Origin of the sequence: Streptomyces hyderabadensis (genome assembly GCF_020404845.1) — a bacterium.
GTDB classification, from domain to species: domain Bacteria; phylum Actinomycetota; class Actinomycetes; order Streptomycetales; family Streptomycetaceae; genus Streptomyces; species Streptomyces hyderabadensis.
This window is the reverse complement of record NZ_JAIOJZ010000106.1, coordinates 1-11,454: the sequence shown is the minus strand read 5'-3', so window position 1 is coordinate 11,454 and position 11,454 is coordinate 1. Positions and strand designations below refer to the sequence as shown.

9 protein-coding genes and 1 riboswitch are annotated in these 11,454 nt (G+C 70.6%); of the genes, 4 read left to right on the top strand and 5 right to left on the bottom strand.

The window, feature by feature from the left end; genetic code table 11:
* Nucleotides 1-110: 110 nt before the first annotated feature.
* The 5 genes from K7854_RS36705 to K7854_RS36685 form a co-directional block, all read right to left on the bottom strand.
* Nucleotides 111-2,519, bottom strand: a complete 2,409-nt coding sequence (locus K7854_RS36705) for a ribonucleoside-diphosphate reductase subunit alpha (RefSeq protein WP_226030892.1) — start codon at nucleotides 2,517-2,519, stop codon at nucleotides 111-113.
* Between the two features lie 130 nt (nucleotides 2,520-2,649).
* Nucleotides 2,650-2,793, bottom strand: a riboswitch (cobalamin riboswitch).
* A 77-nt stretch (nucleotides 2,794-2,870) separates the two neighbouring features.
* Nucleotides 2,871-3,377 carry a GNAT family N-acetyltransferase gene (locus K7854_RS36700; RefSeq protein ID WP_226030891.1) on the bottom strand — a complete coding sequence of 169 codons (507 nt, stop codon included), beginning with the start codon at nucleotides 3,375-3,377 and terminating at the stop codon, nucleotides 2,871-2,873.
* A gap of 73 nt (nucleotides 3,378-3,450) precedes the next feature.
* The gene (gene mctP, locus K7854_RS36695) at nucleotides 3,451-5,061 is read right to left on the bottom strand and encodes a monocarboxylate uptake permease MctP (RefSeq protein WP_226030890.1); all 1,611 of its coding nucleotides are present in this window, start codon (nucleotides 5,059-5,061) and stop codon (nucleotides 3,451-3,453) included.
* The gene (locus K7854_RS36690; protein ID WP_226030889.1) at nucleotides 5,058-5,315 is read right to left on the bottom strand and encodes a DUF3311 domain-containing protein; all 258 of its coding nucleotides are present in this window, start codon (nucleotides 5,313-5,315) and stop codon (nucleotides 5,058-5,060) included. The genes mctP and K7854_RS36690 overlap by 4 nt, the downstream gene beginning before the upstream one ends.
* Nucleotides 5,316-5,474: 159 nt before the next feature.
* Nucleotides 5,475-6,239: a GntR family transcriptional regulator gene (locus tag K7854_RS36685; protein WP_003973740.1), complete on the bottom strand. Its 765-nt coding sequence runs from the start codon at nucleotides 6,237-6,239 to the stop codon at nucleotides 5,475-5,477.
* Between the two features lie 455 nt (nucleotides 6,240-6,694).
* On the opposite strand from K7854_RS36685, the gene dasA reads away from it, so the two are divergent.
* The 4 genes from dasA (at nucleotide 6,695) to K7854_RS36665 (ending at nucleotide 11,376) form a co-directional block, all read left to right on the top strand.
* Nucleotides 6,695-7,975, top strand: a complete 1,281-nt coding sequence (gene dasA / locus K7854_RS36680) for a N,N'-diacetylchitobiose ABC transporter substrate-binding protein DasA (protein WP_226030888.1) — start codon at nucleotides 6,695-6,697, stop codon at nucleotides 7,973-7,975.
* An 88-nt stretch (nucleotides 7,976-8,063) separates the two neighbouring features.
* Nucleotides 8,064-9,050, top strand: coding sequence for a carbohydrate ABC transporter permease (locus K7854_RS36675; RefSeq protein ID WP_226030887.1), 987 nt, complete (start codon nucleotides 8,064-8,066; stop codon nucleotides 9,048-9,050).
* Entirely contained in the window at nucleotides 9,047-9,877 is an 831-nt protein-coding gene (locus K7854_RS36670) for a carbohydrate ABC transporter permease (protein ID WP_226030886.1), read from the top strand. Before K7854_RS36675 ends, K7854_RS36670 begins: the two co-directional genes overlap by 4 nt.
* A gap of 8 nt (nucleotides 9,878-9,885) precedes the next feature.
* Nucleotides 9,886-11,376 carry a glycoside hydrolase family 3 protein gene (locus K7854_RS36665; RefSeq protein ID WP_226030885.1) on the top strand — a complete coding sequence of 497 codons (1,491 nt, stop codon included), beginning with the start codon at nucleotides 9,886-9,888 and terminating at the stop codon, nucleotides 11,374-11,376.
* Nucleotides 11,377-11,454 lie beyond the last annotated feature (78 nt).

Sequence of the window (11,454 nt, the reverse complement as noted above, 5' to 3'; positions counted from 1 at the left end):
GGGGGGGGGGGTGGGGGGGGGGGGGGGGGGGGGGGGGGGGGGGGGGGGGGTGGGGTGGGGGGGGTGGGGGGGGGGGGGGGGGGGGGGGGGGGCGGGGGTCTCGGTGGTCATTACTGGCAGGCCTCGCAGGACTCGGGGTTTTCCAGGGAGCAGGCGACCGCTTCGGGGTCGGGGGTGGCCTGCACGGGGACGGGGGCGGTGGCTCGGGCCGCGGCGCGGGCGATCCGGGTCGCCGGGCGCGAGCGCAGGTAGTACGTGGTCTTCAGGCCCTGCTTCCAGGCGTACGCGTACATCGAGGAGAGCTTGCCGATGGTCGGCGTCTCCAGGAACAGGTTCAGCGACTGGGCCTGGTCGAGGTACGGGGTGCGGGCGGCGGCCATGTCGATCAGGCCGCGCTGCGGGATCTCCCAGGCGGTGCGGTACAGCGCGCGCACGTCCTCGGGGATCCAGGAGAAGCCCTGCACCGAGCCGTTCGCCTCGCGCAGCGCCTCGCGGGTGCGGGCGTCCCACACGCCGAGCCGCTTGAGGTCGTCCACCAGGTAGGAGTTGACCTGGAGGAACTCACCGGACAGCGTCTCGCGCTTGAACAGGTTGGACACCTGCGGCTCGATGCACTCGTAGACACCGGCGATGGAGGCGATGGTCGCGGTCGGCGCGATGGCCAGGAGCAGGGAGTTGCGCAGCCCGGTCGTGGCCAGGCGCTCGCGCAGCGCCGCCCAGCGCTCCGGCCAGGCGGGTGCCACGTCGTAGTGGTCCGGGTGCAGCACCCCCCGGGCGGTACGGGTCTTCTCCCAGGCCGGCGCGGGGCCGTTCCGCTCGGCCAGGTCGGCGGAGGTCTCGTACGCGGCGAGCATGATCCGCTCGGCGATACGGGTGGACAGGGCCTTCGCCTCGGCGGAGTCGAAGGGCAGCCGCAGCTGGAAGAAGACGTCCTGGAGGCCCATCGCGCCGAGGCCGACCGGGCGCCAGCGGGCGTTGGAGCGGGCCGCCTGCTCGGTCGGGTAGAAGTTGATGTCGACGACCCGGTCCAGGAAGGTGACCGCGGTGCGGACGGTGGCGTCCAGACGCTCCCAGTCCAGGCCGCCGCTCACGGGGTCGGCGAAGGCGCCGAGGTTGACCGAGCCCAGGTTGCAGACCGCCGTCTCCCCGTCGTCGGTGACCTCCAGGATCTCCGTGCAGAGGTTGGAGGAGTGCACGACGTGGCCGGGGGTCGCGGTCTGGTTCGCGGTGCGGTTGGCGGTGTCCTTGAAGGTCATCCAGCCGTTGCCGGTCTGCGCGAGGGTGCGCATCATGCGGCCGTACAGCTCGCGGGCGGGCAGCGTCTTGCGGGCGAGCCCCGCCTGCTCCGCCCGCCGGTAGGCCGCGTCGAACTCCTCGCCCCACAGGTCGGTCAGCTCCGGCACGTCGGCGGGGGAGAACAGGGACCAGGTCCCGTCGGCGTCCACCCGCCGCATGAACTCGTCCGGCACCCAGTGCGCGAGGTTCAGGTTGTGCGTACGGCGGGCGTCCTCGCCGGTGTTGTCCCGCAGCTCCAGGAACTCCTCGACGTCCGCGTGCCAGGTCTCCAGGTAGACCGCGGCGGCACCCTTGCGCCGGCCGCCCTGGTTCACGGCGGCGACCGAGGCGTCCAGCGTCTTCAGGAACGGGACGATGCCGTTGGAGTGCCCGTTGGTGCCGCGGATGAGCGAGCCCCGGGCGCGGACGCGGGAGTAGGCGATGCCGATGCCGCCGGCGTGCTTGGACAGGCGGGCGACCTGGTGGAGCCGGTCGTAGAGGGAGTCCAGCTCGTCCCTGGGGGAGTCCAGGAGATAGCAGGACGACATCTGGGCGTGCCGGGTGCCGGAGTTGAAGAGGGTGGGGGAGGAGGGCAGGTAGTCCAGGCGGCTCATCAGGCCGTACAGGGCGGCGACCTCGTCCACCGCGCGGACCGTGTCGTCCTCGGCGAGCCCGGCGGCGACCCGCAGCAGGAAGTGCTGGGGCGTCTCGACGGCCTTGCGGGTGATCGGGTGGCGGAGCAGGTAGCGGCTGTACAGGGTGCGCAGCCCGAAGTAGCCGAAGCGGTCGTCGGCGTCCGGGTCGGTCAGCGCGTCCAGGCGGGCCCCGTGCAGCCGTACGAAGGCGGCGGTGCGGTCGGCGATCAGGCCCTCGCGGTGGCCGGTGGCGACCGAGTCGGTGAAGGTGACGACGCCCTGGGAGGCGGCCTCGGCGCGGATGCCGAGGGTCAGCAGCCGGGCGGCCAGCCGGGAGTAGACCGGGTCCTCGGAGATCAGCCCGGCCGCCGCCTCGGTGGCCAGCTCCCGCAGCTCGGCCTCGTCGGCGTGGGCGGACCGGCCCCGCAGCGCGGCGGCGGCGACCCGGCCGGGGTCGGCGTCCGGCAGGTCGGCGGTCAGTGCGGTCAGGGTCCGCAGCAGGGCGGCACCGGGTCCGTCGGGTTCCCCGGACCCGGGGGTGGCGGTCCCCGGGGTGGCTGGAGCCGTCACCGGGTTCGCTGAAGCCGGGTCCGCTGGCGCGATGGTCACGTGGAGCACTCCCTCGCTCGGCACGGGGCCCGGCGGAGGGAGGGCAGGGGGCAGCACACGGGCGCACGCGGCGCCGCGCGTCCACCGGCCCACTCCACGAGGCCCGGACGTCATGGCACCCGGACCGGGACGGCCGGGCGCACTGTCGGCAGGTCCTCGGACTGGACCGGCGTGCGCGCACGTGCGAAGACGTACGGATGCACACAAGTACACCGTTGCGGGACAGTTCCGGATTCGCACCGGATTCCCCTGCGGCGACAGCGAGCACGAGCATACATCTTGTGCCGGGCTTCGCCAGCACCCCCAGATGTTGTGTCCGGATGGCGCGTCAGGGGTGCGCCGGAGGCGGTGTCAGAGCGTCAGTTCGTAGGTGAGCAGCATGATGTCGTCCAGCTCCGGCAGCGGGTTCCAGTCGCGGGCGGGGGTGCGGACGAAGCCCAGCCGTTCGTAGAGGCGGTGCGCGGTGCGCATGTCGGTCTGGGTCGACAGCACCACGCCCGTGCACCCGGCCACCGCCCGGGCGCGGTCCACGCAGGCCCGCACGAGGGCCTCGCCGGCCCCGCGGCCGCGTGCCTCGCGGGCGACGGCGAGCATGCGTATCTCGGCCTCGCCGGGGCGCGCGATGTCCGCCATGGGGCCGCCGGACGGCACGAAGGTCACGCCGCCGAGCACCCGGCCGTCCGCCGCGGCGACCAGCACCTCGGCGGCCGCCGCCCGCTTGGCCACGTCGCGCAGCTCGTCCAGGTAGGAGTCGCTCTCCCCGAAGTCGAGGAGGCCGTCGCGCAGATAGGCCTGCGCGGTGATCTCGCCGAGGGTGTCGTACTCCTCGGCCGTCGCCCGCCGGATCACGAAGTCCATGCCGCCGAGTGTGCCCGACGGGTACGACAACGGGCCGCCGGATTTCTCCGGCGGCCCGCTGACCGGTGCCACGCTAGTGCGAGCTGCCCGCCGTGGCCGGCGGCAGTTCCACCTGGACGCCCGGGTCGCCGGCGTCCGCCGTGTAGTCGGCCGGCTTGGTCTCGTCGACGCCGTCGGGCGCCTTGACCGCCTTCAGGACGACGGTCAGGACCACGGTGACCAGGACGTTCAGCACGAAGGCGGTGAGGCCGATGTAGCCGATCTCGCCGATGCCGGGGATCTCGTCGGAGGAACCGCCGAAGTGCTTCTGGGTCGGGGAGGCGACCCCGTAGGCCGCGACCGTGCCGTAGACCATGCCGACCGCCCAGCCGCCGAGCAGCGCCCAGCGGTGGAACCAGCGGGTGAACAGGCCGCCGACCAGGGCCGGGAAGGTCTGCAGGATCCAGATGCCGCCCAGCAGCTGGAAGTTGATCGCCACCGTCTTGTCCATGCCCAGGACGAAGATCAGCGCGCCCACCTTCACCAGCAGCGACACCAGCTTGGAGACCTTCGTCTCCTGTGCCGGGGTGGCGTCGGGCTTGATGAAGTCCTTGTAGATGTTGCGGGTGAAGAGGTTCGCGGCCGCGATCGACATGATCGCCGCCGGCACCAGGGCGCCGATGCCGATCGCCGCGAAGGCCACGCCCGCGAACCAGTCCGGGAACATGTTCTCGAACAGCTGCGGAATCGCCAGCTGGCCGTTCTCCACCTTGACCCCGGCCGCGATCGCCATGAAGCCGAGCAGCGCGAGCAGGCCCAGCATCAGCGAGTACAGCGGCAGGATCGTGGTGTTGCGGCGGATCACCTCACGGCTGCGGGAGGACAGCGTGGCGGTGATCGAGTGCGGGTACATGAACAGCGCGAGCGCCGAGCCGAGCGCGAGGGTCGCGTACGTCCACTGGCCCCCCGCGTTCGGCACCACTCCGCCCGCGCCCGTCTCGGTGAACTTGTCGCTCGCCGACGCGAAGATGTCGTCGAACCCGCCCAGCTTGATCGGGATGTAGATGATCGCCACCGCGATGACGATGTAGATCAGCGTGTCCTTCACGAACGCGATCAGCGCGGGCGCCCGCAGCCCCGACGAGTACGTGTACGCCGCCAGCACGCCGAAGGCGATCAGCAGCGGCAGGTCCTTGATGAACCAGTTGGTGTCCTCGCCGCCGCCGACGCCCATCACGTCGAGCACGGCCTGGATGCCGACCAGCTGGAGCGCGATGTACGGCATGGTCGCCAGGATGCCGGTGACGGCCACCGCCAGCGACAGGCCCTTCGAGCCGAACCGGCCGCGCACGAAGTCGGAGGTCGTCACGTACCCGTGCTTGTGCGAGACCGACCACAGGCGGGGCAGGAAGGTGAAGATCAGCGGGTAGACCAGGATCGTGTACGGCACCGCGAAGAAGCCGGACGCGCCCGCCGCGTAGATCGCCGCCGGCACGGCGACGAAGGTGTACGCCGTGTACAGGTCGCCGCCCAGCAGGAACCAGGTGACCCAGGTGCCGAACGAGCGGCCGCCGAGGCCCCACTCGTCCAGGCTGTGCTCGTTCTCGGCCCGGCGCCAGCGGGCGGCCATGAAGCCCATGGCGGTGACGAGGACGAAGAAGAAGATGAAGACGGCGAGTGCGACGCCGTTCACGCCGTCGTTCACTTGGCCCCGCCTTCCCGGCGGGCGCGCTGGTCACGCTGCCAGAGCTTGTACGCGATCATCGTGAGGGCGGTGGAGATCACGACCCAGGCCATCTGGTACCAGTAGAAGAACGGGATCCCGATGAAGGCCGGGTCGGTGCCGGCGTACGACCCGACCCACAGCATGGCGACGAACGGTGCGACGAGACAGAGGCCGATGACGACGCGCACCGGCGTCACCACCGGCCCTCTGCTCACCTCTGTGTCTTCTGGCATGCGCGGCTCCGTCCCCTCGCTGATCACCTCGTGCAGTGCGCACGAAATGTAGGTGACGGTGTCGAGACAGCGGAAGACCTCGTCCGTATATCGGTCCTCAACTGCAACGTCGCGCCCGCGCGCGGGGAGGAATGCCGTGTATGTGCCGGGCGGGCAGGCCTAGTCCTGGGGCCGCTTCAGCCGGGCCACGAACTTGTAGCGGTCGCCCCGGTACACCGACCGCACCCATTCCACGGGCTGGCCGGTGCGGTCCTGGGAGTGCCGGGAGAGCATCAGCATCGGCAGGCCCACGTCGGTGCCGAGCAGGCCGGCCTCGCGCGGGGTGGCCAGGGAGGTCTCGATGGTCTCCTCGGCCTCGGCGAGATGGACGTCGTACACCTCGGCGAGCGCGGTGTAGAGGGACGTGTACTTCACCAGGGAGCGGCGCAGGGCGGGGAAGCGCTTGGCGCTGAGGTGGGTGGTCTCGATGGCCATCGGCTCGCCGTTGGCCATGCGCAGCCGCTCGATGCGCAGCACCCGGCCGCCGGCCGTGATGTCCAGCAGTCCGGCGAGCCGGTCGTCGGCGGTGATGTAGCCGATGTCCAGCAGCTGCGAGGTGGGTTCCAGGCCCTGGGCCCGCATGTCCTCCGTGTACGAGGTGAGTTGCAGCGCCTGCGACACCTTGGGCTTGGCGACGAAGGTGCCCTTGCCCTGGATGCGCTCCAGGCGGCCCTCGACGACCAGCTCCTGCAGGGCCTGGCGCACCGTGGTGCGCGAGGTGTCGAACTCGGCGGCCAGAGTGCGCTCCGGCGGCACCGGGGTGCCCGGGGTCTGGGTCCGGGTCATGTCCAGCAGATGCTTCTTCAGACGGTAGTACTTGGGCACGCGCGCGGTACGGACGGTCGCCCCACCCTCGTTCTCCGCACTGCTGACGTCGGTGCTCATGCTCTGCCTTCCCGGCTCCGGATGCCGAAGCGACCGCTGTCCCTGTCGGCCACGGCTCACATCGTGGCACGGCCTGGTGCCGGGATGGCCCCCGCACGCTCCGTGATCCCTTCTGTATACCCGCGGGAACACCCTTGGTCTAGTCCACAGGCGGGTCGGGCGCCGCTGGTACGCGCGTTCGGAGCCGTCGGCGCACGTCATTCGGTGGGAGGTGGTACACCCGGTCCCGGTGCGCCCGAACTGTCGCTTGCGCAATGAAAGGTCCCTGCATATCTCGGTCCCATCACGGACGGAGGGACTGAGTTTGAACACCCTTGACAGTCCAATTGGTCTGGGCCAAGCTCCCCGTACTGGTCTACACCATTGGTCCAGGTCCCGGCCCCATGGGCGGTCCGCGTCGACGAGCAACCGCGGGGAGGCAGGGGGGTTGTGTGGCATCCCTGAGGAGGGTTGGCGTGAAGCGCAAGCTTATAGCCGCGATCGGAATCGCGGGCATGATGGTCTCGATCGCCGCGTGCGGGGGCGACAGCGACGACGGCGGCGACAAGAAGGCCGGCGCCGACGGCTACGCCGGCGAGACGCTCACCGTGTGGGTGATGGACGGCTCCTCGCCGGACGACTGGCAGGCGGACCTCGCCAAGGAGTTCGAGGCGAAGACCAAGGCCAAGGTCAAGTTCGAGATCCAGAAGTGGAACGGTATCCAGCAGAAGCTGACCACCGCCCTCTCCGAGGAGAACCCGCCCGACGTCTTCGAGATCGGCAACACCCAGACCCCGGCCTACGCCAAGACCGGCGGCCTCGCGGACCTGAGCGACCTCAAGAGCGAGATCGGCACCGACTGGTCCGAGTCCCTCAACAAGTCCGCCGTCTTCGACGGAAAGCAGTACGCGGCCCCGTGGTTCGTGGTCAACCGCGTCGTCGTCTACAACAAGAAGATCTGGGCGGACGCGGGCATCAAGGAACTGCCCAAGACCCGCGACGAGTTCTACAACGACCTCAAGACGATCGGCGAGAAGACCGACGCCGAGCCGATCTACCTGCCCGGCCAGAACTGGTACCACTTCGTGGGCCTGGTCATCGGCGAGGGCGGCGAGCTGGTCAAGAAGGACGGCGACAAGTACGTCTCCAACCTGGCCGACCCGAAGGTCGCCGCCGCCACCGAGACCTACAAGAAGTTCCAGGCCCTCTCCAAGGCGCCCAAGGACAAGGACGAGGCCACCCCGCAGCAGGGTGAGATCTTCTCCAAGGGCAAGGTCGGCTCGTTCATCGGCATGGGCTGGGAGGGCGCCACGGCGATCGCCACCAACCCGGCGATCGAGAAGGACCTCGGCTACTTCACCATCCCCGGCCCCACGGCGGACAAGCCCGAGGGCGTCTTCCTCGGCGGCTCCAACCTGGCCGTCGCCGCGGGCAGCAAGAAGCAGGACCTGGCCAAGGAGTTCCTGAAGCTCGCGCTCTCCGACAAGTACGAGGGCGCGCTGGCCAAGGCCAACGGCGTCATCCCGAACAAGGAGGCGCTGCAGAGCAACCTGAAGGGCAACGCCGCCGCCGAGGCCGCCGCGCCGGCCTCCGGTACCGGTGACACCACGCCGCTGATCCCGGAGTGGGCCGCCGTCGAGAACGACCCGAACCCGATCAAGACGTACCTGACGGCCGTCATGAAGGGCAAGTCCCCGGCCGAGGCCGCCAAGCAGGTCGAGGGCGAGTTCAACAAGCGCCTGGCGCAGCAGCAGTAGCACCGGGTGAGCCGGGGCGGGGGCTGGCACACGACGGCCCCCGCCCCGGCGTCGAGGTGAACAGGTCGAGAAGAGAGAGACCGCGAGCATGACCGTGCAGACCGAACGGCCGCCCTCAGGCCCGTCGGACGTCCGCAAGGCGGACGGTGGGGGAACCGGCGGGCCCAGAGCGAGAGCCGCGTCGCGCGCCGGCGCGCTGGCCCCGTATCTGCTGCTGCTGCCCGCCGCCGCGGCCACCGTGCTGCTGCTCGGCTGGCCGCTGGTGAAGGACGGCCTGCTGTCCTTCCAGAACCTCAACATGGCGCAGCTGATCCAGCACGTCACCGAGTGGACCGGCTTCGACAACTACAAGGAGGTCCTCACCGGCGAGGACTTCTGGCGCGTCACCCTCCGTTCCATCATCTTCACCGCGGTCAACGTCGTCCTCACCATGCTGGTGGGCGGTCTGATCGGCCTGCTGCTCGCCCGTCTCGGCAGGGCGATGCGGTTCGTGCTGATGATCGGCCTGGTGCTGGCGTGGGCCATGCCGGTGGTCGCCGCGACCACCGTCTACCAGTGGCTCTTCGCCGAGCGCTTCGGCGTCGTCAACTGGGTGCTCGACAAGCTCGGCTGGCACTCGATGGCCGACTTCAGCTGGACCGGCAGCCAGTTCTCGACCTTCTTCGTCGTCACCGTGCTGATCGTGTGGATGTCCGTCCCGTTCGTCGCGATCAACCTCTACGCGGCGACCACCACCATCCCCGGCGAGCTGTACGAGGCCGCCGCCCTCGACGGGGCCGGCGTGTGGCGCAGCTTCACCTCGGTCACCCTGCCGTTCCTGCGCCCCTTCCTCTACGCGACGACGTTCCTGGAGATCATCTGGATCTTCAAGGCCTTCGTCCAGGTCTACACGTTCAACGGCGGCGGACCGGACCGTCTCACCGAGATCCTGCCCGTCTACGCCTACATCGAGGGTGTCGGCAACCAGCACTACGGCATGGGCGCCGCGATCGCGGTCCTGACCATCCTGATCCTGCTCGGCCTGACCGCGTACTACCTCAGGATCGTGCTCAAGCAAGAGGAGGACGAGCTGTGAAGCGCTCGCTCTTCGGCCGCCTGTGGCCCAACGTCACGGCCGTCGTCCTGTTCATCGGCCTCGTCTTCCCCGTCTACTGGATGTTCGCCACGGCCTTCAAGCCGACCGGGGACATCATCTCGGAGGACCCGGTCTGGTTCCCGACCGACGTCACCTTCGACCACTTCAAGACCGCGACCGAGGCCGACCACTTCTGGACGTACGTGAGCAACTCGCTCATCGTCACCGTCTGCGCGGTCGTCTTCTCGCTGATCATCGCGCTGGCCGGGTCCTTCGCCCTGGCGCGGATGCGGTTCAAGGGGCGGCGCGGCTTCATCGTCGGCTTCATGCTCGCCCAGATGGCGCCCTGGGAAGTCATGGTCATCGCGATCTACATGATCGTGCGCGACGCGTCGATGCTGAACAGCCTGGTGCCGCTCACGCTCTTCTACATGATGATGATCCTGCCCTTCACCATCCTGACGCTGCGCGGCTTCGTCGCCGCCGTGCCCAGGGAGCTGGAGGAGTCGGCGATGGTCGACGGCTGCACCCGGGTCCAGGCCTTCCGCCGGGTCATCCTGCCGCTGCTCGCACCGGGCCTGATGTCCACGTCGATGTTCGGCTTCATCACCGCGTGGAACGAGCTGCCCCTCGTACTGGTCGTCAACAAGGAGGCGGAGTCCCAGACCCTGCCGCTGTGGCTGACCAGCTTCCAGACCGTCTTCGGCGACGACTGGGGGGCGACCATGGCCGCCTCCTCGCTGTTCGCCATCCCGATCCTGATCCTCTTCGTCTACCTCCAGCGCAAGGCCGTCAGCGGCCTGACCGCCGGCGCCGTGAAGGGATAGCACCACCGATGACGACCCTCGCGAGGGCCACCGACACCCTCACGCGCGACGCGCTCACCGTCCTCCAACCCGGATTCGGCGGCACCACCGCCCCCGACTGGCTGCTGCGCCGCATCGGCGAAGGGCTGGCCTCCGTCGCCCTGTTCGGGCGCAACGTCACCTCACCCGAGCAGGTGGCGGCCCTGACCGCACAACTGCGCGCCGAGCGCGAGGACCTGCTGGTCGCGATCGACGAGGAGGGCGGCGACGTCACCCGGCTGGAGGTGCGCACCGGCTCCTCCTTCCCCGGCAACCACGCCCTCGGCGCCGTGGACGACGTCGGGCTCACCCGGGCGGTGGCCGCGGAACTGGGCCGCCGGCTGGCCGCCTCGGGCGTCAACTTCAACTGGGCGCCGTCCGCCGACGTGAACTCCAACCCGGACAACCCGGTGATCGGGGTGCGCGCCTTCGGCTCCGACACCGACCTGGTCGCCCGGCACACCGCCGCCTACATCACCGGGATGCAGTCCGCGGGCGTGGCCACCTGCGCCAAGCACTTCCCGGGCCACGGTGACACGGGCATCGACTCCCACCACGCCATGCCGCGCATCGACGTGGACGCCGACGTGCTGGCCGAACGGGACCTGGTCCCGTTCCGCGCGGCCGTCGCGGCCGGCAGCCGCGCGGTGATGAGCGCCCACATCCTGGTCCCGGCCCTGGACCCGGAGCTTCCGGCAACGTTGTCCCGGCGCATCCTGACCGACCTGCTCCGCGGCGAACTGGGCTACGACGGGCTGATCGTCACCGACGGCATCGAGATGAAGGCCATCGCCGGTACGTACGGCATCGAGCGCGGCACCGTCCTGGCCATCGCCGCCGGCGCCGACGCGATCTGCGTGGGCGGCGGCCTGCACGACGAGGACACCGTACGGCGGCTGAGCGACGCGCTGGTCGAGGCGGTCCGCGCGGGCGAACTGCCCGAGGAGCGCCTGGCCGACGCGGCCGAACGCGTCCGGTCCCTGTCCCGCTGGGCCGCGCAGAACCGTCCGGCCGACGGGGCGCCGGACACCGCCGACGGCGACGTGGGCCTGCGTGCGGCCCGCCGCGCGCTGCGGGTCACGGTCGGCGGGGAGTCCGCCCCGCTCACCGAGCCGCCGTACGTCGCCGCGCTCACCCCGGTGGCGAACATCGCGGTCGGCGACGAGACCCCCTGGGGCGTGGCCGCCGAGCTGGTCCGCCTGCTCCCGGGCACCGAGACCGGCAGCTTCAACGGGGCCGACGCCGGTCGCGAGGCGCTGGCGGCGGCGGGCTCCCGCCGCATCGTCGCCGTCGTCCGCGACGAGCACCGCCACCCGTGGATGGGGGCGGCCCTCGACGTCCTGCTGGCGGCGCGGCCCGACACGATCGTCGTCGAGATGGGCGTACCGCGCGCGGAGCCCCGCGGCGCCCTCCACCTCGCCACCCACGGCGCGGCCCGCGTCTGCGGCCGAGCGGCGGCGGAGGCCGTCGCGGGCGTCTGACGCACACCTCCCGCCCCACCGAAGGCGCCGGTCCCACCTCCCCGGGACCGGCCGACCTGCTTGCTGACCCGGTCGGCA